The sequence below is a fragment of the Lentzea xerophila genome (assembly GCF_051094245.1).
Classification (GTDB): domain Bacteria; phylum Actinomycetota; class Actinomycetes; order Mycobacteriales; family Pseudonocardiaceae; genus Lentzea; species Lentzea xerophila.
Genome location: NZ_CP194934.1, coordinates 1217621 through 1240274, shown reverse-complemented (window position 1 = coordinate 1240274; position 22654 = coordinate 1217621). Strand labels below are relative to the sequence as shown.

Annotated in this window: 20 protein-coding genes; 8 read left to right on the top strand and 12 right to left on the bottom strand. The window is 68.9% G+C overall.

Annotation, left to right across the window (positions count from 1 at the left end; genetic code table 11):
• Positions 1-67 precede the first annotated feature (67 nt).
• A complete protein-coding gene (locus ACRSBM_RS06145; protein ID WP_434440544.1) occupies positions 68-259 on the bottom strand; it encodes a DUF397 domain-containing protein in 192 nt (63 codons plus the stop codon).
• A gap of 21 nt (positions 260-280) precedes the next feature.
• Positions 281-1129 (bottom strand): helix-turn-helix domain-containing protein, encoded by an 849-nt coding sequence (locus ACRSBM_RS06140; RefSeq protein WP_434440543.1) that lies wholly within the window; start codon positions 1127-1129, stop codon positions 281-283.
• A gap of 147 nt (positions 1130-1276) precedes the next feature.
• Between ACRSBM_RS06140 and ACRSBM_RS06135 the strand changes: the two genes are divergently transcribed.
• From ACRSBM_RS06135 to ACRSBM_RS06125, 3 genes are all read left to right on the top strand, one after another.
• Positions 1277-1594, top strand: coding sequence for a hypothetical protein (locus ACRSBM_RS06135; protein ID WP_434440541.1), 318 nt, complete (start codon positions 1277-1279; stop codon positions 1592-1594).
• A 386-nt stretch (positions 1595-1980) separates the two neighbouring features.
• On the top strand, positions 1981-3600 hold the full coding sequence (locus ACRSBM_RS06130; RefSeq protein ID WP_434440539.1) for an IS1634 family transposase: 1620 nt from the start codon (positions 1981-1983) through the stop codon (positions 3598-3600).
• A 147-nt stretch (positions 3601-3747) separates the two neighbouring features.
• A complete protein-coding gene (locus ACRSBM_RS06125; RefSeq protein ID WP_434440537.1) occupies positions 3748-5961 on the top strand; it encodes a SulP family inorganic anion transporter in 2214 nt (737 codons plus the stop codon).
• 54 nt (positions 5962-6015) lie between these two features.
• On the opposite strand, the gene dacB is transcribed toward ACRSBM_RS06125, so the two are convergent.
• Positions 6016-7542, bottom strand: coding sequence for a D-alanyl-D-alanine carboxypeptidase/D-alanyl-D-alanine endopeptidase (gene dacB, locus ACRSBM_RS06120; protein WP_434440535.1), 1527 nt, complete (start codon positions 7540-7542; stop codon positions 6016-6018).
• On the bottom strand, positions 7539-8969 hold the full coding sequence (gndA, locus tag ACRSBM_RS06115; protein WP_434440533.1) for an NADP-dependent phosphogluconate dehydrogenase: 1431 nt from the start codon (positions 8967-8969) through the stop codon (positions 7539-7541). Before gndA ends, dacB begins: the two co-directional genes overlap by 4 nt.
• A 121-nt stretch (positions 8970-9090) precedes the next feature.
• On the opposite strand from gndA, the gene ACRSBM_RS06110 reads away from it, so the two are divergent.
• Positions 9091-9393, top strand: coding sequence for a DUF2218 domain-containing protein (locus tag ACRSBM_RS06110; protein WP_434440531.1), 303 nt, complete (start codon positions 9091-9093; stop codon positions 9391-9393).
• Here ACRSBM_RS06110 and ACRSBM_RS06105 read toward each other — a convergent pair.
• Positions 9376-9969 carry a LysE family translocator gene (locus ACRSBM_RS06105; protein ID WP_434440529.1) on the bottom strand — a complete coding sequence of 198 codons (594 nt, stop codon included), beginning with the start codon at positions 9967-9969 and terminating at the stop codon, positions 9376-9378. The genes ACRSBM_RS06110 and ACRSBM_RS06105 overlap by 18 nt on opposite strands.
• A 59-nt stretch (positions 9970-10028) precedes the next feature.
• On the opposite strand from ACRSBM_RS06105, the gene ACRSBM_RS06100 reads away from it, so the two are divergent.
• On the top strand, positions 10029-10538 hold the full coding sequence (locus tag ACRSBM_RS06100; protein ID WP_434440527.1) for an Lrp/AsnC family transcriptional regulator: 510 nt from the start codon (positions 10029-10031) through the stop codon (positions 10536-10538).
• Here the strand turns inward: ACRSBM_RS06100 and ACRSBM_RS06095 are convergent.
• The 4 genes from ACRSBM_RS06095 to pyk form a co-directional block, all read right to left on the bottom strand.
• A complete protein-coding gene (locus ACRSBM_RS06095; RefSeq protein WP_434440525.1) occupies positions 10535-11092 on the bottom strand; it encodes a Uma2 family endonuclease in 558 nt (185 codons plus the stop codon). The genes ACRSBM_RS06100 and ACRSBM_RS06095 overlap by 4 nt on opposite strands.
• Before the next feature lie 184 nt (positions 11093-11276).
• Positions 11277-11840, bottom strand: a complete 564-nt coding sequence (locus tag ACRSBM_RS06090) for a Uma2 family endonuclease (RefSeq protein ID WP_434440523.1) — start codon at positions 11838-11840, stop codon at positions 11277-11279.
• Positions 11841-11950: 110 nt separating this feature from the next.
• Positions 11951-12862 carry an acyl-CoA thioesterase II gene (gene tesB / locus ACRSBM_RS06085; protein WP_434440521.1) on the bottom strand — a complete coding sequence of 304 codons (912 nt, stop codon included), beginning with the start codon at positions 12860-12862 and terminating at the stop codon, positions 11951-11953.
• Positions 12863-12964: 102 nt separating this feature from the next.
• Positions 12965-14389 carry a pyruvate kinase gene (pyk, locus tag ACRSBM_RS06080; RefSeq protein ID WP_434440519.1) on the bottom strand — a complete coding sequence of 475 codons (1425 nt, stop codon included), beginning with the start codon at positions 14387-14389 and terminating at the stop codon, positions 12965-12967.
• Between the two features lie 64 nt (positions 14390-14453).
• Between pyk and ACRSBM_RS06075 the strand changes: the two genes are divergently transcribed.
• Positions 14454-14798, top strand: a complete 345-nt coding sequence (locus tag ACRSBM_RS06075) for a VanZ family protein (RefSeq protein WP_434440517.1) — start codon at positions 14454-14456, stop codon at positions 14796-14798.
• Here the strand turns inward: ACRSBM_RS06075 and ACRSBM_RS06070 are convergent.
• The gene (locus ACRSBM_RS06070) at positions 14746-15393 is read right to left on the bottom strand and encodes a DUF2461 domain-containing protein (protein WP_434440515.1); all 648 of its coding nucleotides are present in this window, start codon (positions 15391-15393) and stop codon (positions 14746-14748) included. The genes ACRSBM_RS06075 and ACRSBM_RS06070 overlap by 53 nt on opposite strands.
• A gap of 76 nt (positions 15394-15469) precedes the next feature.
• On the opposite strand from ACRSBM_RS06070, the gene ACRSBM_RS06065 reads away from it, so the two are divergent.
• Both ACRSBM_RS06065 and ACRSBM_RS06060 read left to right on the top strand, forming a co-directional pair.
• On the top strand, positions 15470-17392 hold the full coding sequence (locus ACRSBM_RS06065) for a helicase-associated domain-containing protein (protein ID WP_434440513.1): 1923 nt from the start codon (positions 15470-15472) through the stop codon (positions 17390-17392).
• A gap of 81 nt (positions 17393-17473) precedes the next feature.
• Complete coding sequence (locus ACRSBM_RS06060; RefSeq protein WP_434440511.1) at positions 17474-20338, top strand: NACHT domain-containing protein; 2865 nt, start codon at positions 17474-17476, stop codon at positions 20336-20338.
• Here the strand turns inward: ACRSBM_RS06060 and ACRSBM_RS06055 are convergent.
• Both ACRSBM_RS06055 and ACRSBM_RS06050 read right to left on the bottom strand, forming a co-directional pair.
• Positions 20328-21152, bottom strand: a complete 825-nt coding sequence (locus ACRSBM_RS06055; RefSeq protein WP_434440510.1) for a DNA/RNA non-specific endonuclease — start codon at positions 21150-21152, stop codon at positions 20328-20330. The two genes, ACRSBM_RS06060 and ACRSBM_RS06055, sit on opposite strands and share 11 nt — an antisense overlap.
• A 167-nt stretch (positions 21153-21319) precedes the next feature.
• A complete protein-coding gene (locus ACRSBM_RS06050) occupies positions 21320-22648 on the bottom strand; it encodes a SulP family inorganic anion transporter (protein WP_434440509.1) in 1329 nt (442 codons plus the stop codon).
• Positions 22649-22654 lie beyond the last annotated feature (6 nt).

The following is a 22654-nucleotide window of genomic DNA, read 5'->3' as shown; positions in this document are numbered from 1 at the left end:
TCCCCCTTACGACGACAGAAGGCCTCGGCTGGATCATCCAGCCGAGGCCTTCCGCATTGCCTTCCGATCAGTTGACGAAGGAGCCGGTCTTCGCGGCGGTGAGGAAGGTGACCCATCCCGCGTCGCCGAACTTCAGCCGCGCTCCGTCCGCGTTCTTGCTGTCACGGACAGCGGCGCCGGATGTGACGAGCGCGATCTCCACGCACTCGGGCCCACCGGCCGACGATCGGCTGCTCTTGCGCCAACGCAAGCTTTCCACTTCTCTTCACTCCCGGTCGCGTCACGCGAGAGTGCGAGCGATCCCGGTGATCAGGGTTGCTGATTCCCGCTGACTCAGAGCGGACTTCACGAGACGCTCGAACATCTCGGCGTAGGAATTGACGTCTGACTGCTGTTCCAGGTAGACGCCGCTTCTGGTGCTTTCGATATAGACCACGTCGGAGTCGAGCTGCTCAGGAAAGCTCAGGATGACGAACGGGCCGTCCATCGCAGCATGACCACCGGCGCTGAACGGCACGACCTGCATCGTGACGTTCGGCAATGCACCGACTTCGAGAAGACGCGCCATCTGCACGCGCATCACCCCGGCGCCGCCGACGAGCCGGCGCAGGGCGGCCTCGTCGATCACGACGTGCAGTCGCAACGGGTCGTCTTCGGTCAACAAGGCCTGCCTGGCCTTGCGCAACCGGACGCGCCGGTCGATCTCGGCGGTGCTCGCGTCCGGCAGCACCTGGGAGATCAACGCCCTCGTGTACGCCTCGCACTGCAGCAGGCCAGGGATCATCAGCCCCTGGTAGGTCCTGATCGAGTCCGCGTCGGCCTCGTACCCCACGTAACGACCGGGCACGATGTCGCCGAACTCGTCCCACCACGCCTTGCGACGGGCTTCCCTGGCGAGCTGGACCAGTTCCTCGAGGGTGGCGGCGTCCGCTTCGTAGGCGGTGAGCATGTCCCGCACGTCGCGCGGGCTCACCCCCACCCTGCCGGTCTCGATGCGGCTGATCTTGGAAGCCGAGCACTCCAGGCGCTCTCCGACCTCCTCGATCGTCAGCCCGGACACCTCACGCAGGCGCCGGAGCTCGCTGACGAGCCGCCGCTTGCGCAGTATCGGGCTGCTACCCCTTGGCATCCACACCTCCTGGTCCGTCCCAGTTTGAGAGCAAAGGAGCCCGTCGCAAAGAGACGTCATCCATTCGTGTACTGCAACTTGCAGTTCGCAGGTTCGGCGCGACAGGCTGCATGGGCCGCTTACGTAGGGACTGGAGCTCTGAGCCTGATGGCCGTCACGGTGTTCAGCCAACTGGACAAGTCGCTGCACTCGCACCTGGCCACACTCACCGATCTGGCCCAGCGCGGCGACGACCAGACCGCTCTCGTGCTCGCCAGGGTTGAGCTACCGAGGGTGGTCGCGGTCGTCAAAGCGCTGCTGGACGAGCACCAGCCCGACGAGCACGGCCGGTGCGCGACCTGCAAGCGCGGCTGGTTCTCACGGCGGATGCCCGCACCGTGCCGTGCATACCTATCGGCGCAACTGATCCTGACCGTCGTCGGGCAGGAGAATTCGCACGGCAAGCACCTGCGCTCGGTAGGCTGAATTTCGAAACTCGATAGTTCTTCAGAACTGTCAGGACTTGGGCCGGCTCCGCACCCCCCGACCGGAGCCGGCCCTTCTTCTTCGTCACCTCGCGTGACGTCTCGAGTCAAGATCAACACGGTCGGCTGAAAGATCTGTCACAGCACCGATTCCGCCGTCATCATGGTGGCGACGCGGCTTGATCTCGACCCTCGATGCCTGTGCCGACACGGAGGTGTTCCCGTGCCGACCCCGCATGACCGCGCCGACGCGCTCGCTGCCGTCCGGCCGCGCCGAATGCTGCCTTTAGAGCGCCTCTAGACCCGTCTTCCGCACATAGAAGTGAGTGACTTGATCAGGCGGCCCAGTGGCTGCCTGATCAGGGAGTTCTGCCAGGGTGTCCGGTCGTGGATCAACGTGGACAGCGGGCCCGGTATGTGACGGCGAGGCTGGAGAAGTCGCTGGGCGCGTTGCCGGTCGTGGCCGACTACTGCCGCCGCCTGGACCTGGCCGGGATCATCGACCGGGCGTGTCCGGTGCGTGATCTCGCGCATCTGAGCCACGGCCAGGTGATCGAGGCGCTGATCGCGAACCGGCTCACCTCGCCCGCGCCGCTGGTCCGGGTATCGGAATGGGCCGGCCAGTGGGCGGTCGAGGAGGTTTTCGGCATCGCCGCCGAGCTGCTCAACGACGACCGGATCGGCCGGGCGCTGGACGCGATCGCGCCCGAGCTGGACGGGATCATCGGATCCGTTGGGGCCCAGGCGATCTCGGCGTTCGGGCTGGAGGTGTCCCGGCTGCACTGGGACATGACCTCGATCTCCCTGCACGGGGACTTCGCCGGCAACGACGAGGACTACCCGGCCCCGAAGTACGGCCACCCCAAAGACCGCCGCCACGACCTCAAACAGATCCAGGCCGGGCTGGCGGTCACCTCCGACGGCGCGGTCCCGGTGTTCCACCGCGCCTACGACGGCAACGCCGGCGAGGTGACTCAGGTCGTCGCGGCGATGACCGCGCTGACGAAAATGGCCGCGCCGCGGGACTTCTTGCTGGTCGGGGATTCCAAACTGGTGTCCTACAGCAACCTTGTGGCGATGGCTGATGCCGGTGTCGCGTTCCTGGCGCCCGCGTCCAAGACCTACGTCCCGGCCGCTGTCCTTGCCACGCTGGACATCCACGCCGCAGTCGAGGTCGACCACGTGGCCGAACGAGACCTGGGAAAGCCTACCGCCGAGCAGGGCCGGTGGCGGGTGCTCGAGGACACTATGACGCTGACCGGGCCCCGCAAGAAGGACCCCGTGCTCACGCTGCGCCGGGTGTTCGTGCACTCCACCGCCCGCGCCCAGGCCGCCGTCACCGCACGAGAACGCAAACTCGCCCAGGCCCGCGCCGACCTGGGGCGGCTGGCACGCGGGCTGGGCAGCCGGCACTATCCCGACGCCGCGTCAGTCACCGCCCGGATCGCCACGATCAGCAAGGCCCGCCGGGTCAGCGCCTTGCTGCGCGCCACGGTGAGCACCGACCCCGCCACCAGCAAACCCGCCCTGGCCTGGGAGTTCGACGACCAGGCCCTGGCCGCCGAGGCCGCCCTCGACGGCTGGCACGCGCTGCTGACCAACCTTCATCCCGCCGACGCCGACACGGCCGAAGTGCTGCGCCGCTACAAGGGCCAGGAAACCGTCGAACGCCGCTACGGCGCGTTCAAGGGACCACTCGCGGTGGCGCCGCTGTTCCTCAAGAACAACCGGCGCATCGCCGCGCTGATCACCGTGATCTGCCTGGCACTGCTGATCTTCTGCCTGATCGAACGCCAGACACGACTCGCGATCGCCCCGCACACCACACTCGACGGACTCTACGTCGGACGCCCCGCCAAACCCACCGGCCGGCTGATCTTCGAGGCGCTGGCCCGGCTCCGGCTCATCCCTGCCACCGCGAACGAACCTCCCGGCATCCCGCAACCACCACCACTACAGGCCACACTCCTGGCCCTGCTAGAGGTTGATCCAACCAGGCCAAGATGATCAAATCCCACCTCGGAAATGATCACCAAAGTTGATCAACCCCCATGTGCGGAACGCGGGTCTAGAGCGCCTTCCTTCTCGCTCACCCCTGCCCTGTGCCCTCTGTCGCACAGGGCCATGCCGCCATTGCAGGAAAGGGAATCTGCCGTGAACCACCAGCCGAGGTCCAACGCCGGCGAGCACACCCCGCACGCTCCACCGCTGGTCCTGAGGCACGACCTGCCCGCGAGTTTCGTGCTGTTCCTCATCTCGATCCCGTTGTCGCTCGGCATCGCGCACGCCACCGGCGCGCCGCTGATGGCCGGGATCATCTCCGCGATCATCGGCGGCGTGGTCGTCGGCGCGATCAGCGGGGCGCCGTTGCAGATCAGCGGACCCGGCACCGGGCTCGTGGTGATCGTGGCCGGGCTGGTGGCGCAGTTCGGGTGGGCGGCCACCGCGGCGATCACGCTGGCCGCGGGCGTGCTGCAACTGGCGTTGGGGCTCACCGGGATCAGCCGTCTGGTGCTGTCGCTGTCCCCCGCCGTGGTGCACGGCATGCTCGCGGGCATCGGCGTCTCGATCGCCGCCGGGCAGCTCGTGGTGGTGCTGGGCGGCACGGCGGCGTCGTCCGCGCCGGCGAACCTCGCCCTGCTGCCGGGACAACTGACCGGATCGCGCCTCGGACCGGTGGTGGCGGGCGCGGTCGTGATCGCGGTGCTGCTGCTGTGGCCGCGGGTTCCGCGCGCCTCGCTGGTGCCCGCGCCGCTGGTCGCCGTGGCCGCCGCGACGGCGCTGGCACACGTGCTGCCCCTCGACGTCGCCCGAGTCGATTTGCCGGACAGTCACGCGCTGGTGTTCCCGGAGATGCCGCAGGGCAGCGCCGGCACGGTCGTCACGGCCATCATCACGGTCGCGCTGGTCGCCAGCATGGAGTCGCTGCTGTCCGCCGTGGCCACCGACCGGTTGCACGACGGGCCGCGCGCCCGGCTGGACAAGGAGCTCATCGCGCAGGGCACCGGGAACGTGCTCGCGGGCGCGCTCGGCGGGTTCCCGATCAGCGGCGGCCTGGCGCGGAGCTCCACGAACGTCGCGGCGGGCGCGAAGACCCGTTACGCCGCCATCCTGCAGGGCGGGTGGATCGCGGTGGCGGTGCTGGCGTTCGCCCCCGCCCTGGAGCTGATCCCGTTGCCGGCGCTGGCGGGTGTGCTGTTCCTCGTCGGGCTCAAGCTCGTGTCGATCAACCGGATGCGAACCCTCCTGCGGCACGGGGAGTTCCTGGTCTACGCGGCGACCGCGACCGGTGTCGTCCTGTTTGGACTGCTCGAAGGCGTGGTCGTCGGGCTCGCCATCGCGTTGCTGCGCGCGCTGTACCGGTTGACGCACTGCTCGGTGCGCGTCGAGGGCAACCGGGTGTGCGTGCGGGGGTCGTTGGTGTTCCTCGGGGTCGGGCGGCTCGTGCGCGAGCTGCGCAGGCTGCCGCTGGGGCAGACCGTGGTGCTGGAGCTGCACGTCGACTACCTCGACCACGCGTCCTACGAGGCGATCAACGACTGGCGCGAGGGATACGAGCGGCTCGGCGGCCGCGTGCAGGTCGACGAGGTGCACGACAGCTGGTACGACCGGGCCGACCAGGGCAAACCGGTGCTGCGCAAGACGTTGCCCGGCCCGTTGCCGCGCTGGTTCGCGCCGTGGTCGCACTGGCAGGGCACGCCCGGCGCGGTGACGCTGCCCGCGCAGCGTTCCTCGGCCGACAGCGACCCGATGATCCGCGGCATGCACGAGTTCGAGCGCCGTTCCGCGCCGCTCGTGCGGCCGTTCCTGCACGAGCTGGCGTTGCGCGGGCAGCGACCCCAGCAGCTGTTCATCACCTGTGCGGACTCGCGCGTGGTGCCGAACCTGATCACCACTTCCGGGCCCGGCGACCTGTTCTGCGTGCGCAACATCGGCAACCTGGTGCCGATGTCGTCGGCGGACGACAGGTCGGTCGGGGCGGCGATCGAGTACGCGGTGGAGATCCTCAACGTCAGCACCATCGTCGTTTGTGGACACTCCGACTGCGGCGCGATGAAGGCGCTGGTGCAGGGCTCCGCCGCGCGCGGCTCGCACCTGCACTCGTGGCTGCGCAACGCGGAACCGTCGCTGATCCGGTTCCACGCGCCGACGTCGCCCGGCTGCGCGGACCTGCCGGTGGCGGACCGGCTCGCCGTCGCCAACGTCGCGCAGCAGCTGGACAACCTGCTCGGCTACCCGAGCGTGCGGGAGGCGATCGCCGCCGGCACGTTGTCGTTGAAGGGCATGTACTTCGACATCTCGAACGCCCGCGTGTACCTGGTCGACCCGGACCGCAACGGGCTCGAGCCGGTGCCGGCACCGGCCTAGAAAGCACTGGAGCCGCCCCGGTGTCCCAGGGCGGCTCCAGAGTCGTTCATCCGGCTAGCAGGTGCCGATCCAGGAGCACTCCACGTCGAAGCGCTCCTGCACGGGAACCGTGGCGCGTTCCTGCGCCGGAGCCTTGCGCTGCTCCGGCACCGACTGCGTGGCCACCTGCGTGCCACCGTCGGAGGCCAGGCGCACGGCGATCCTGTCCTCGATGTTCCTCGGGCTGTTGAACAACAGGACGTTGTTCTGCACCACCGAGAACACGAGCTCCCGGCCCGCCTGCGTCGTCACGTACCCGGACAGGGCCGAAACGCCGCTGAGCGATCCGGTCTTGGCCTTCACGTTGTTCGCGGCCGGGGTGTTCTTCATGCGGTTGACCAGCGTGCCGTCGACACCGGCGACCGGCAGCGACGCCTGCCACGCGGCGAACCACGGCCTGGACTTCGCGTTGATCAGGATCGACGTCAGGTCGTCCGGCGCGAACTGGTTCAGCCGCGACATGCCCGAGCCGTCGAAGACCTCGACGAGGTTCGGGTTGACGCCCAGCCCCGACCACTTGGTGCTCAGCCGGTTGACGCCGTTGGTGAACGACTTGCCCGCCGTCTTGACCAGCACCTCGGCCAGCATGTTGTTGCTGTTCTTGAGCAACGGCGTGACCAGCTGGCCGAGCGACTGCGACTCGTCGGACGCGAGCACCGCGGCACCGGCCGGCGCCGCCGCCTCGCGTACGTCACCGACGACCTCGATCCCGTTGTCCCGCAACGCGTTGCGGAACACCGAGGTGACCACGCCGGTCGGGTCCTTCACCGTCGACAGAGCCGTCGTCTCGACGTTCGTCGAGCCGCTGACCCTGATGATGTTCGTGCCGTGCTCGCGTTCGACGCTGACGCCACCATCGCCGGTGGTCGCCGTGCTCACCACGCGCACGCGGTCGTTCTCCGGTTCGACCGTCGCCGTGACCGGAGCACCCGCCGCGGCGCCCGGCTTGACGCGCACGAGCACCGTGCCGGCGCTGAACCTCGCGTCCGGCGACAGCGTCAGCGCGGAGGTCTCCGCGCTGTAGGAGTACGGCTCGTCGTCCCACGCCCAGCCAGAACCGTACGGCTGCGCGTCGAAAGCGGTGTCGTCGATGACCAGCGAGCCACTGACCTTGGTGACGCCGCTGTTCTTCAGCGTCGTCGCCAGCGCCGCGTACCGGGAACCGCTCATCGTCGGGTCACCGGTGCCGCGCAGGACGAGGTCGCCCTGCAACGTCGAACCGTTGCGCGTGCCCGAGGACAGCAACTCGGTCTTCCACTTGAAGTCCGGTCCCAGCAGGTCGAGCGCCGCCGCCGTCGTGAGCAGCTTCAGGTTCGAAGCCACCTGCTGACGACGCGAGCTCGTCCGCGTGTACACGACGTCGCCGGTGTTCGCGTCCCGCACGACCAGGCCGACGTCGGCGCCGGTGAGCGCCGGGTCGGCCAGAATCGCGTCGAGATCGCGGGTCAGCGCCTCGTTGTCGACGGCTACCGCGCCACCGCTGGACGTCAGGGTCAACCCTGCCGCCGCAGCGACGACCGCCCCCAGAATGCGAAATTTCACGCTTCCACCTCTGATCGATCGCCCGACCACAACGTGTGGAAGCTACCGGTCCGGTCGACGCGCCTGTACGTGTGTGCCCCGAAGAAGTCCCGCTGTCCCTGGACGAGTGCGGCGGGCAGCCGTTCGGAGCGCAGACCGTCGTAATAGGCCAAAGCGGACACGAAACCGGGCGTCGGCACGCCGGATTCCACCGCACGGACCACAACACGCCGCCAAGCAGCCTCGGCGTTCTGCACCGCGTCCCGGAAGTAGTTGTCCACCAACAGAGACGCGATGTTCGCGTTCGCGTCGTACGCCTCGCGGATGCGGTTGAGGAACTGCGCGCGGATGATGCAGCCACCACGCCAGATCGTCGCCATCGCGCCGAGGTCGATGTTCCAGTCGAAGTTCTTCGACGCTTCGCGCATCATGTCGAAGCCCTGCGCGTACGCGACGACCTTCGACGCGTAGAGCGCCTGGCGCACGTCGTCGACCAGTTCGGCGTCCGGCTTCGCGACGACCTCGCTGGCACCGAACGCGTCGCGCACGGCCTTGCGCTGGTCGGTGTGGCCGGACAGGCTGCGCGCGAAGACGGCCTCGGCGATGCCGGTGACCGGCACGCCCAGCTCCAGCGCCTCCTGCACGGTCCAGCGACCGGTGCCCTTCTGCTCCGCGGCGTCCTCGATGACCTGCACGAGCGGCGTGCCGTTCGCGTCGACGTGCTTGAGCACCTCGGCGGTGATCTCGACCAGGTACGACTCCAGGTCGCCCGAGTTCCACTGCGTGAAGACCTCGGAGATCTCGGCCGGCGTCTGCCCGCCGATGCGGCTCAGCAGGTCGTACGCCTCGGCGATCAGCTGCATGTCGGCGTACTCGATGCCGTTGTGCACCATCTTCACGAAGTGCCCGGCGCCGTCCGGCCCGACGTGCACGCAGCACGGCTGACCGTCCACCTTGGCCGCGATCTCCTCGAAGACCGGCCCGACGTGCCGGTAGGACTCGGCGGGACCGCCCGGCATGATGCTCGGGCCGTTGAGCGCGCCCTCCTCGCCACCGGAGATGCCGGCGCCGACGAACAGCAGCCCCTTCTCCTTCAACGCGGCCTCACGGCGGCGCGTGTCGGCGTAGTGGGCGTTGCCGCCGTCGATGACCATGTCGCCGGGCTCCAGCAGCCCGCTCAGCTCGTCGATGACGGCGTCGGTCGGGCCACCCGCCTTGACCATGATGATGATCTGGCGCGGCGTCTGCAGGCTGTCGACCAGGTCCTGCAGCGTCTCGGCGCCGACGAAGTCGCCCTCGTGGCCGTGCTCGTCGAGCAGGGCCTTCATCTTCGCGGGCGTCCGGTTGTGCACGGCGACTTTGAAGCCGTGGCGCGCGAGGTTGCGCGCGAGATTGCTGCCCATGGTGGCAAGACCGGTGACCGCGATACGTGCTTTGCCTTCCGTCATACGCGACAGCCTGCCGTGTTCTCCGTGATTACGCGAGACGTCACAGGTTGTTCTCAGACTCCGTTTCGCCAGGTGAACCGCGTCACGCCGCGGTACGTATGGCTAGGCGTAAGTTGGCTTCATGACGGAATTCACGAGCGTGGGCCGCTCGGCGACCGACCGTGCCTCCAGGTACGGATCGCAGCTGGTGAAGCACTTCACGCACAAGGACCTCGAAGGGTCCTGGGAGGACACCCGCGGCTTTGTCCGTTTTTCGGGCGGCCTGGCCGAGTTCGAGGCGTTGGACGACGCTCTGGTCATGCGCGTGGTGTCCTCGTCGGAGGAGGACGTGGCACGCCTGCGGGACGTCGTCGAACGGCACCTGGTCCGGTTCGGAGTCCGTGACGAGCTGACGGTCACCTGGGACTCAGGCAGCGAGAACTGACGCGGCCATCCCGATGAGAGCGGTCCCACAGACCCGCTCGAAGACGGCGCGGATCCGGGGCTTGCTCAGCAGTGTGCCCAGCTGACGCGCCGACGGCACGACGATCACCCAGAACGCCGCGAACACGCCGACCGTGACCGCGCTGAGCACCGCCGCCTGCGGCAGTGGCGCGGCGTTCGGGTCCATCGCCTGCGGGATGAGGCTCAGGAACGTGAGCATCACCTTGGGGTTCAACAGATCGCACAACAACCCGCGCAGGAAGACGTTGTCGCGCCGAGGCTGTTCGGTGAGCGGCTTGTTCGCGGACCTCAGCGTCATGAAGCCGATGTACGCGAGGTAGAGCGCTCCGACCGCCTTGACCACGATCAGCGCCGCCGGCGCCGCCGCCACAAGCGCCGACAGCCCGATAGTGGCGAGCGTGGCGTGGACGAGCAGGCCGGTCATCACACCGAGCGCCGCCTCGACGCCCTTGCGGAGGCTGCGGACCGCGTTCCCCATGATCAGGACGAAGTCGGGCCCCGGCACGATCATGATGATCAGCAGAGCCACCAGGAACGACGTCCACGCGATGTGCATAGGGCCGATCGTCGCCACTTGTTCGTGCGCGTTCCAGCTGGTCAGTACGATGTTCGGTTATGCGCGAACAAGCCGAACTGGATTCGGTCGACTGGCACATCCTGGAGGAGTTGCAGAACGACGCCACCCTGCCGAACAGGACCCTGGCGGAGATCGTCGGCCTGGCACCCTCGTCCTGCCTGCAACGGGTCCGGCGCCTGCGCGACCTCGGCGTGATCACCGGCTCTCACGCCGTCGTCGACCCGGCCACCACCGGACTGCCGTTGGAGGCCGTGATCTCGGTGAACGTGCGCCCGCACACGCGGACCGTCGTGGCCGGCTTCCGGGCGTTCGTGATGGCCCAGCCGGAGACACGGTCGATCTTCCACGTGTCCGGGCAGGCCGATTTCCTGCTCCATATCGCGGTGGCCGATTCCACCCACCTGCAGGCGTTCCTGATGGACAAGATCGCCTCGCGGACGGAGGTGCGGAACCTGACCAGCTCGGTGGTGCTGGAGCGGGTGGAGACCCGCGCGCTGACGCCGCCGGCGACCCTGCGGCCGACCCATCGGCGGCGTCGCGCGGACTAACGCCGCCGCGTCAGCGCGTCGAGGTCGAAGACGAGCGGAGCGGGCCGAGTCAGCCGTACCTTGCCGACGCCGTCCTCCACGTGTTTGTACACGCCATCAACGAGCTCGAACGCCGTCAGGCTGATCTGGTCCCCGAGCTCCACCAGCCAGTAGTACGCGATCCCGGCTTTGGCGTACTCGGTGGGCTTGGTGACGCGGTCGACGCGCTCGGAACCAGGAGACACGATCTCCACCGCGAGAACCACGTCCTTCACGTCGAACCGCTTGGGGTTGCGGTCCGCCGCTTCCGCCGTCACCACGGTGATGTCGGGCTTGCGCACGGTCGGCCGGTTCGAGCTGTCGATCGTCACGTCGACATCGGCGTAGGCGACCAGACTGTCCGGAAGTTGCTCGTTGAGCCAGTAGGCCAGCCGATTCTGGGCCATCTGATGCGGAGGTATGGCGGCGGCCACCACGTGCAGGACTCCATCCACGAGCTCGAGGTTCTTGTCCTCTGGCATCGCGTCCCACTCGTCCAAGGTCACCAGGTGATCCGGCCAGGCTTGCGCGGTCAAGGCGCTCACCATCCCTCTGCTTCGAGCTCGACTACCAGACAAGTGTAGGCATCGACCGCAAGAAGCCGAGACTTGATCACTCACGCGAGTGATTCGAACAGAAGTACGAACACACACCTCATCAGGTGAAGACTTGATCACCGCCGGCGACGCTGCGGCCGACCCATCGGCGGCGCCGAGCGGACTAACGCCGCCGCGTCAGCGCGTCGAGGTCGAAGACGAGCGGAGCAGGAAGGCTCAACGCAACCTTGCCCGTGCCATCCGCGACCGGTTCATAAACGTCATCAACGAGCTCGAACGTCGTCAGGGTGATCGGCTCGTCAAGCTCAACAAGCCAATAGTGTGCGATCCCAGCCTTGGCGTACTGCATCGGCTTGGTGACGCGGTCGGCTCGCTCCGATCCAGGCGACACGATCTCGACCGCCACCACCACATCAGCGGCGTCGTACCTCTTGGCGTTGTGCTCGGCCAGGTGAGTCGGCACCACCGACACGTCAGGACGTCGAACGTTCAACGCGTGGGCGATGTCGAGCACGACATCAACCTCGGGCACAGCAGTCAGCTCATCAGGAAGTTGCTCATTGAGCCAATATGCGAGCTTGTTCTGCGCAAGCGAATGAAACGTTGCGGGGGCGGGAACCACGTGCGGTACTCCATCGACGATCTCTAGACGACGACACTCTTCCTCTGGCATCGCGTCCCACTCGTCCAGGCTCACCAGGTGATCACGCCACGCTTCCGCAGTCACGTGCACACCGCCCTTCCGCCCCGGAGTTTCGCTACCAGCCAGTCTAGGCATCGACCGCAAGTCACCGAGACTTGATCACTCACGCGGGTGATTCGAACAGAAGTACGAACTCACACCTCATCAGGTGAAGACTTGATCACCCGGATCAGGCCCTCCTGCACCACCGTCGCTACCAGCTCCCCACCCCGCGTGAAGAACCGCCCGGTGGCCAACCCGCGGTTCCCGGAAGCGGTAGGCGAAGCCGTGTCGTACAGCAGCCACTCGTCGGCCCGGAACGGGCGGTGGAACCACATCGCGTGGTCCAGGGAGGCCCCGAGGACCTTGTCCAGTCCCCAGTAGACGCCGTGCCGGGCCAGAACCCCGTCCAGCAGGGTCATGTCGGAGGCGTACGTCATGACGCAGAGCTGCAGCATCGGGTCGTCCGGCAGCTTGCCGTCGGCCTTCATCCACACCCGTGACGCGGCCTCGCCCGGACCGTCCTCACGCGACTCCCACGGCGGCTCGGTCACGTAGCGGACGTCGATGGGACGCGGGAACTTCAGGTTCACCAGCGGGTAGCTCTTGGCAGACTCGGTCCACGTCGGCAGCGACTCGGGGTCCGGCACGTCCGGCATGTCCGACGAGTGCTCGACGCCCTGCTCCTCCATCTGGAAGGACGCGGACAACGAGAAGATGGCTTTGCCGTGCTGCACGGCGACGACGCGGCGGGTGGTGAACGAGCGGCCGTCGCGGATGCGGTCCACCTCGTACACGATCGGCACGCGCGGGTCGCCCGGCCGGATGAAGTACGAGTGCAGCGAGTGCACGCGGCGTTCGACCGGGACGGTGCGGCCCGCGGCCACCAGGGCCTGGCCGGCCACCTGCCCGCCGAACACGCGCAGGGGCGACTCTGCGGGCGAGACACCGCGGAAGATGTTCTCCTCGATGCGTTCCAGGTCGAGCAACGCGACAAGGTCGTCCACTGCGGATTGTCCGCTCAGGCCCGACGGGCTCGTAGCAGCGGCACGGGCGGCCTCAGTCACAGCGAAACTCTCCCTAGCATCTCAGCAAGGCAATGGCCCCGCTCCTCCAGTATGAGGGAGCGGGGCCGGCATCACGACGCACCAGACTGAGAGCCGGAGCACTTACGCGTGGTCGTCCTCCCCCAGCCGGTGCACCCGGATGAGGTTCGTCGACCCGATGGTGCCGGGAGGCGATCCGGCGACGACGACCATGAGGTCGCCGGCCTGGTAGCGGCCGATCTCGATCATGGCCGTGTCGACCTGGCGGACCATCTCGTCGGTGGACTCCACCCGCGGGACCAGGAAGGTCTCGGTGCCCCACGTCAGCGCGAGCTGCGAGCGCACCGCGGGCTCCGGCGTGAACGCCAGCAGCGGCAGGTGCGTGTGCAGCCGGGCCAGCCGGCGGACCGTGTCGCCGGACTGCGTGAACGCGACCAGGGCCTTGGCGTTGAGGCGCTCGCCGATGTCGCGGGCCGCGTAGGAGATCACGCCGCGCTTGGTGCGCGGGACGTGGGTCAGCGGCGGCACGACGACCGACTCGGTCTCGACTGCCTCGATGATGCGGCCCATGGTCTGCACGGACTCGATGGCGTAGCGGCCGACCGAGGTCTCACCGGAGAGCATCAGGGCGTCCGCGCCGTCGAGCACCGCGTTCGCGACGTCGGAGGTCTCGGCGCGGGTCGGGCGGGAGTTGGTGATCATCGAGTCGAGCATCTGCGTCGCGACGATGACCGGCTTGGCGTTCTCGCGGGCGATCTGGATCGCGCGCTTCTGCACGAGCGGAACGTGCTCCAGCGGCAGCTCGACGCCCAGGTCACCGCGGGCGACCATGACGCCGTCGAAGGCCAGCACGATGGCCTCGAGGTTGTCCACTGCCTCCGGCTTCTCGATCTTGGCGACGACCGGGAGACGCTTGCTGCCCGAGCGGTCCATGATCTGGTGGACCAGGTCGATGTCCGCGGGCGAGCGCACGAACGACAGTGCGATGAAGTCCACGCCCAGCGAGAGCGCGAACTCGAGGTCCTCGATGTCCTTCTCCGACAGCGCCGGCACGGAGACGTCCATGCCGGGCAGCGAGAGGCCCTTGTTGTTGCTGACGGGCCCGCCCTCGGTCACCTCGGCCACGACGTCGGAACCTTCGACGTCCACGACCACGAGGGCGACCTTGCCGTCGTCCACGAGCATGCGGTCGCCGACCTTGGCGTCCTTCGCGAGTTCCTTGTACGTCGTCGACACGCGGTCGTGCGTGCCCTCGACGTCCTCGACGGTGATGCGGACGATGTCGCCGGTGTTCCAGTCGACAGGGCCTGCCGCGAACCGGCCGAGCCGGATCTTGGGACCCTGGAGGTCGGCGAGGATGCCCACGGCGCGGCCGGACTCGTCGGCTGCCGCGCGGACCATGTCGTAGACCTGCTTGTGGTCGGCATGGCTGCCGTGGCTGAAGTTCATCCTGGCCACGTCCATACCGGCCGCTACCAGGTCGCGGACCTTGTCCGGCGTGCCAGTGGCGGGACCGAGGGTACAGACGATCTTTGCGCGTCGACTCACGTCTAGAGAGAGTAGACCCCGTTCCTGGACCGATCCCGAACTACTCCTCGGTAATGTTCTGACAATGGGTCGAGTCTTCCCGTTCGTGATCGCGGCGTTGCTCAGCGTCGTCGTGTTGTTCACCCCCGAGTCAGGTGTGCCGACCGCTCCGCCCGGTACGGACAAGGTGATCCACACGCTGCTGTTCGCCCTGCTGGCGTTCACCGGCCTATACGCGAGGATTCCTCACATCTTGCTGGCGCTGGTCGCCTACGCGGGCGTCTCGGAGGTCCTCCAGCAGGTCATCACGCCGCTGCACCGCAGTGGCGACGTGGTCGACGCGCTGGTGGACGTCGCCGGCATCGCGCTGGGCTGGGCTACCGCCTGGGCGATTCGCTCACGCCGACGTGGTCCTCGCACCACGCGTTGAAGTCCCTGAGCTGCCGCCACGCCTTGCGCACGCGGTCGAGGCACTCCGGCTCGTGCAGCACGTCGTCGGGCTCCCAGACCTTGCGCACGTAGATCGACCGGTGCCGGAGCAGGTCGAGGTGCGGGTGGTCGTCGGCGAACCCGCGCGGCTTCGACTTCATCACGTCACCGGCCAGGTCCCAGCCCTGTTTGAGCAGCTTGTCGACGATCCGGCGGAGCAGCACGCCGTGCGCGCCGACCGAGGCGCGGTAGCGGGCGAGCTGGTCGGGCTGCATGTGGAACGAGCCACCGCCGGTCATCAGCCCCTCGGGGCTGAGCTGCACGTAGTAGGCGCCGCCGCCGCGGCCCTTCTCGACGACACCGCCGCAGTGGTCCTTGTACGGCGTCTTGTCCTTGGCGAAGCGCACGTCGCGGTAGGGCCGGAACACCTTGCCCTCGCCGAACTCCTTCTCCAGGGCGAGCAGCAGCGCTTCCATCGGGCCCCGCACGTCGCGCAGGTAGGTCTCCTTGTTGTCGTCCCAGTACGCCTTCGAGTTGTCCAGCACGAGGCCGTCGTAGAAGTCGATGGCGTACTCGCCGAAACCGCTGAATGTCACCGAGTCAGCCTAGGCGGATCGCCCATGCGCGTGAAAATTCGTTTGAGTGCTGACAATCTGGGCCATAATCCGACGAATGCCACGCCGTATCAACGCGCTCGCGACCTGGCTCCTTCAACTCGGGCCGGACGAGGTGGCCTCGATACTCATGCACCGCCGAGATGTGGCGGACCGCTACCTCCGGACGCTGAAGGACCTGGCGACGCAGCTCACCGACTCCGACTCCGTGCACGCCGTCGAGGACACACTGGACCAAGGCGCGCTCGACGTGCTCGGCGCGATCGTGGCGCAGGGCAACTCCGCGACCATCGACACGCTGTGCGCCGAACTGCGGTGCTCGACCGGCGACTTCGAACGGGCGCTGGGCGAGCTGAAGCAACGGGCGCTGGCGTGGCCGGAGGGGCCGCGGCTCATCGCGGTGAACTCGGTGCGGGCGACCGGCGCGGTGCGCGGGCAGCTGACACCGCGGCCGAAGCCCCCGGCGCGGCGCAGGGCGTCGGAGACCTCCCCGATCGTGCCGGCCATGTCCACTGTGGACGGAGTCGCGCGGCTGCTGGCCCACTGCGAGCAGGACACGTTCGACGCCCGCTACACCGGTGGCGTGGCGACGGTGGAGATCCGGCGGGTCGCGCGGGCGCTGCGGATACCGGACGGCGTGCTGCGGCTGTGGCTGGAGCTCGCGGTCGAGGCACAGCTGCTCGGGGTGAACCGCTCCCGGTTGCTGCCCACCCAGCACGGCGATGCCTGGCTCGACTCGCAGCCAGGCCCGCGGCTCGCGGCGCTGGTCACCGCGTGGCGGCGGATGGACTGGCGGCCCGAACCGGACCTGGCGCGGGCGGCGTTGCGCGACTACACCGGCGCGCACGGGCTGGTCCTGCGCCGCGGCACGCTGGAGCGGTTCTCGGCGGAGGAAGCCTTCACGAACACCGCCGACCTGGTCGCCGACCTGGCCTGGGAACGCCCCGCCGTGCACGACCCGCGGGCGACCGCGGCGGTGATCGGTGAGATGGAGGCACTGGGACTGGTGGCCGGGGGCGCGCTCACCCCGTTAGGTGTGGCCGTGCTCCAGGGCGGGGACGTCGAGGCCGCCGCGACCCGGTTGATGCCGCCGGCGGCGGAGAAGGCCGCGTTCCAGACGGACATGACCGCGGTGGTGAACGGGCTGCCGTCGCCGGAGCTGAGCGCGACGCTGAACCTGGTGGCGGACCTGGAGGACAACGACGCCGCACGAGTGTGGCGCCTGTCCGCCGGGTCGGTGCGGCGGGCACTGGACTCGGGGCTGTCGGCCCAGGAGGTGCTCGCGCGGCTGGCCGCCGTGTCGGAGGCGCCGTTGCCGCAGGTGATCGAGTACCAGGTGCAGGACGTGGCGCGGCGGCACGGGCAGCTGACGGTCACGGACGTGGCGAGCTGCATCCGGGGGTCGGATCCCGCGCTGCTGCAGGAGATCGCCCGGTCGAAGCGGCTGGCGTCGCTGAAGCTGCGGTTCCTGGCGCCGACGGTGCTGGCGTCGGCCCGGCCGATGGCGGAGACGCTGGCGGCGTTGCGCCGGTCCGGCTACGCGCCGACCGGCGTGGACGGCGGTGATCAGTCCATTGTGGAGCGGCTCGAGCGGGTGCGGGCGGCGGCCCGTGGCGAGCGCCGTCAGGACACGTGGTGGCGTACCGAGCTGACGGACCTGGAGCTGGCCCAGCTCGCGGTCCGGCTGGTGGAGCAGGAACGCCCGAGCGCCGGGCGGGGCATGCCGCGCGCCGACGCGGCACGGATGCTGCGTGACCAGAACGTCGTCCTGCGCGACGACGAGGTGCTGGTCCTCGCCTCGGCGCTGGTGGACGGGAGCCGCGTCGAGATCAAGTACGCGAGCGGCCCGCGCAGGACGGACACGCACCTGATCATCCCGACCAAGCACCTGGAAGGCGTGCTGACCGCGGAGTGCGAGGACGGGTCGAGCCGCGAGTTCGACATCGGCCACGTCCGCAAGGTGCTGCTTCCCACCGGCTGATTCCAGCCCGGTGATTCCAGCCGGGATGAACAGCTGGTGAAGTTCCGCTGACCGCGGTGATCACGCGCTGATACTGGCAGTGTGGCCGATCCGTTTTCCGCCGGACTGCTGATGGTGCTGGAGACCGTGCTGGAGCGCGTGCTGCTCGGTCTCTTCGACGTCGTGCACAAGGGCGCCAGGGACAAGAAGCGCAAGCGCGAGCTGACCAGGCCGGGACCACTGGTGGAGCGCGTCAGCGCCGAACTCGCCCGTGGTGAGCTGAGCACCGTCGAGCAGCACGAGTGGCAGGCCGCCGTGGACGCGGTCCGCGAGTCCATCGAGGCCTCGCTGCCGTTGCGGCCCGACGAGGCGCTGCGGGTGATGCTGACGCCGGAGGCGCTGCGGGCCCACGTGCTGGCCAGGTCGGTGAAGATCCGGCGCGCGGCAGGCCTGTCCGACCATGCGACGGCGGTCTACGACGCGTTGCTGCTGCGGGTCTGCACCGCGGTCGTGGAGCTGGTGTGGTCGCAGCCGGAGTACGCCCGGCGGCTCGCGGTGGAGATGTTCCGGATCGGCCGGGCGACCGCCGACGCGGTGGCCCGGCTCGCCGACCAGCAGCAACTCGCGCTGGCGGCGGCACATCGCGACTTCGAGGACCGCTACGCCGACCAGGTCGCGCACGCGCTGGGCGGGCTGGAGCTGTTCGGGGTGTCCCGGGGGCGGGCGCCGCGGCGGCACTCGTTCGACACCTCGTACGTGTCGCTGGCGGTGGCGCGGGTCGGTGACACCGACGAGCTGACGGGGGCCGGGCTGCCGGTGGCGGCGGCGCTGGCGGACACGCCCAGGGTGCTGATCCGCGGTGGCGCGGGCGCGGGCAAGACGACGTTCCTGCGCTGGCTCGCGATGAACGCGCTGGGCGAGACGCGGACCTCGGGCAACGAGTGGCTCGGGCTGGTGCCGTTCTTCGTGCCGTTGCGGCAGTACACGACGTTGCCGAAGCCGGAGCAGTTCATCTCCTCGACCGCCTCCATGATCGAGGAGGAGAAGCCGGCGGGATGGGTCACCGCGCGGCTCAAGGAGGGGCGCGCGCTGGTCCTGGTGGACGGCGTGGACGAGCTGGTGCCGGAGCGGCGGGCCGAGGCCCGGCTGTGGCTCGAGAAGCTCGTCAACGCCTACCCGCAGGCCCGGTACGCGATCACCACACGTCCCGCCGCGGTGCCGGAGGACTGGCTCGACGACGTCGACTTCGCGGCGTTCGACCTGTTGCCGTTGAGCGACAAGGGTGTGCGCGACTTCGTGGAGGCCTGGCACACCGCGGCCCGCGACGAGCCGGGCCTGACGCGGGACGCGCGGGTGTGGCTGACCGACTGCGAGGCGCGGCTGGTGGGCACGCTCGCGAAGCGGCCCGACCTGCGGCGGCTCGCGTCGAGTCCGTTGCTGGCCGGGTTGTTGTGCGCGTTGCACCAGGACCGGAACATGCACCTGCCGCGCGACCGCCGGTCGCTGTACGAGGCCGCGCTCGACCTGCTGCTGGTGCGGTGGGACGAGGACCGCGGGCTCGCGCTGCCGTCGTTCTCCAAGGAAGAGCAGCTCGTCCTGCTGCAACGGTTCGCGTACTCGTTGGTGCGCAACCGGGAGCTGATGGTGCCTCGCGAGGAAGCCGTGCACCGGCTCGGGAACGCGATGCGCGGGCTGCGGTCGCACGACATCGACCCGGACGAGGCGATGCAGCGGTTGCTCGAACGCGCCGGGTTGCTGCGGGAGGTGCAGTTCGAGCGCGTGCAGTTCGTGCATCGGACGTTCCGGGACTACCTGGCGGCCAAGGAGGTCGTGGACGCAGGCGACCTGAACCTGTTGGTGGACAGGGCACATCTCGACGAGTGGCACGACGTCGTGGTCATGGCGGTCGCGCACGCCCGGCCACGCGAACGGGCCCGCGTGCTGATGGACCTGTTGGCGGGCAACGACGACACGCGCAAGGACGAGCGCGGGCGGGACAGGCTGCGGCTGCTCGCCCTGGCGTGCCTGGAGCAGGCCGATGTGATCGAACCGGAGACCGCGCGGGCGCAGGTGACGTCCGCCGCCGCCTCGCTGATCCCGCCGACGAGCTTCGCGCACGCCGACGCGTTGTCCGAGGCCGGGTCGTTCGTCGTGGACCTGCTGCCGGGACCGGAGGCGTCCGAGGAAGCCGCGTACATCGTGCGGACGCTCGCGAACATCGGCGGCGAGGCCGCGTGGGAGCGGATCGCCGAGTTCGTCGCCGTGGACCACGCGATGGTCATCGACGAGCTGCTGCGGGCGTGGCGGAACACGCCGGACGCCGAGAAGTACGCACGGACCGTGCTGTCCAAAGTGGACTTCGGCGACCGCCGGGTCGACGTGCGCGGCTGGCACCGGATCCAGTTCATCATGCACCTGGAGAAGCTGCGGTACGTGCGGTGCATCGGCAACATCAACCCGCTCGACCCGCTGGGCTCGATGCCGTCGCTGCACCGGCTGGAGTTGTGGCAGAACGAGGTCATGCGCGACCTCTCGCCGCTGGCCGCCTCGGGGTCGCTGAAGGAACTGCACCTGAGCCGGTGCCGTCCACTCGGGCGGATCGACCTGGCGCCGGTGAAGGACCTCGACGAGCTGCACCTGCACTTCAGCCGGGTCGACCTGGCGTCGCTGGAGGGCGGTGCCGTACGTCGCCTGCAGATCCGTGACTCGGCGATCGACGAGGGGCTGGCTGCGTTGCCGCCGCTGCCCGCGTTGCGCGAGCTGGCGATCGACCACCGCCCGCCCTACGAGCTGACGGGGCTGGAGCGGTGGCCGTCCATCGCTGTCCTGGAGGTGTTCGGCGTGCCTGCCGCGGACTCGCTGCGCGTGCTGCCCGCGTTGGAACACCTCATCGTGCACCAGCCGGAATCGCTTGCCCGGCTGGAGGAACTGCGTCAGGCGTTGCCCGGGGTGAGCATCACCACCTGATGTCGCCGAGGCTGTCAAGGGGCTTGCGCTCGGACTCGTCGAGCAGCTGGACCGATGCCGTGTCGGCGGCCTGCAGCGCGTCCGGGAAGGTGAAGCTCGTGCGCTTCTCCAGCTCGGTCAGCGACACCTGGAACACGCGGAACTCGTCGAGGTCGAGCGCCTCGGCGAGCACGAGGTTCTGGGTGAGCAGGAACGCGCTGCACCGCAGCTCGCCGTCCACGACGAACGCGATCGCCTTGTAGAACTCGCGCGGGATCGCGACGCCGCGGAACACCCTGTCGTCGGCGTTGAAGACCGGTCCGCCGTAGACGCTGACCCTGAGGTTGTCGACGTCGACGTCGGCGAGCACCGCGTCCTCCAGCCGGCCCCAGAGCCCTTCCTTGGTGCTCTGGTTGAAGTCGTCCATCTGCGGCGTGATGTTCGTGAAGAAGAACGAGTCCTTGTTCGCCCGCTGCGCCTCCGACTTCGGCCCCCAGCACAGGTCGGCGCGGCGCGCGAGGTGGCCGCGGTCGAGTCTGTTGTCGCGGTAGAGCTCGTCGCCGGTCTGGAACTCGGCCGGGATGCGCGGGTCCTTGACGAACGGGATGTTGCTGCGGCTCAGTGCCTTCATCTCGCCGCCGTCGATGTTCCACGCGACCCAGCTCGCGAACTTGCGGGACCTGCTCATCGCGAGCGAGAAGTGCGTGTAGTCGATGGTGGTCGAGCCGTCGAGCTCGACCGCGTCGGCTGCGCCCGACTCGGTCAGGACCGGGGTGCCCGCGGCGGTGCCGAGGAACTCCGCGTCGAACCCGATCTTCACGGCTGTGCTGGTCATGTGTGTCGCCCCCTACTGGTTCATTCTCAGGGTCGACTCATCTCATGGGGCCGTTACCCGGATGCACCCGAACGGCCCAGTGTTCATCAGCTCTTCGCGATCAGTTTCCCGTCCGCGCGGCGGGGAGCCTCCGTACCGCCGGACAGTACGAAGGCTCCCCGCGTGCGCTATCGGCCGACCAGTTCGACGGTCTTGCCGGCCCGCCGTGACTCGTCCACCCACTGGTCGATCGCCTGGCCGCAGGCCTGGTCGAGGTGCCGGACCCCGCTCAGGTCCATCCGGACGTGCTCGCGGTCGACCCGGTCCAGCTCGTCCAGCAGCCTGGGCAGGCGCAGGAAGGTCGCGTTGCCGCGCAGCGCGACGCCGTCCGGCGTGACGACCACGGACAGGCGGGACACGTCCCAGGCCGTCTTCACGACCGCCGCCAGGAGGCCGACGAGCGTTCCGGTCAGCAGGTCGGTGGCCACGATGAGACCGGCGGTCAGCACGAGGACCGCGCCTTCCGGCTTGTCGGTGCGCCACAACGTGACCAGTTGCTTGAGGCCGAGGAGTTTCCACCCGGCGTGCACGAGCACCGCCGCCAGCACGGCGACCGGGATCAGCGTCAGCAGGCCCGGTAGCAGTACGACGAACAGCAGCAGCCACACGCCGTGCAGGACCCGCGACGCCTTCGTGCGGGCACCGGCGGAGACGTTGGCCGAGCTACGGACGATCACCGCCGTCATCGGCAGCGCGCCGAGCAGGCCGCAGATCGTGTTGCCGACGCCCTGCGCGACCAGTTCCTTGTTGTACTGCGTGCGCGGGCCGTCGTGCATGCGGTCCACAGCGGCGGCGCTGAACATGCTTTCCGCCGACGCGACGAGCGCGAACACCACGGCCGCGCCGATGACTCCCGTGTCCAGCAACGAGAAGTTCGGCAGGTGGACGTCGGTCGACAGGGTGCCGACCACGATCTTGTCCACCGGTGACGCGAACAGCGCCGCGACGCCGGTGCAGACGATCACACCCACCAGCACGCCCGGCACGACCCGGAGCGGGGTCCGCTGCCACAGCAGCATGATGACCACGGTGAGCAGGCCCAATGCCAGTGCGACCGGGGACGCCACGATCGGCTTGAGCTGTCCGAAGATCAGCACCAGGCCGATGCCCGCGAGCATGCCCTGCACCACGGCCGGGGAGATGGCGCGGAACCAGCGTCCGCACCTCGCTAAGCCCAGCGCGACCTGCAGCAGGCCCGCGCCGAGGACGATGACGCCCAGCGCCTGGAGTCCGTGCTTGCCGACGGCGTCCGCCACCAGCACCGTCAAGCCGGCGGCCGGTCCGCTTACCTGCATCGTGCTGCCGGGCAGCAGGCCGACGACGATGCCGCCCACCACACCCGTCACGATGCCGAGTTCGGCCGGGACGCCCGACGCCACCGCCACGCCCACGCACAGCGGTAGCGCCACCAGGAACACGACGACCGATGCGCCGAGATCGGCCCAATGTTTCTTCATCACCAG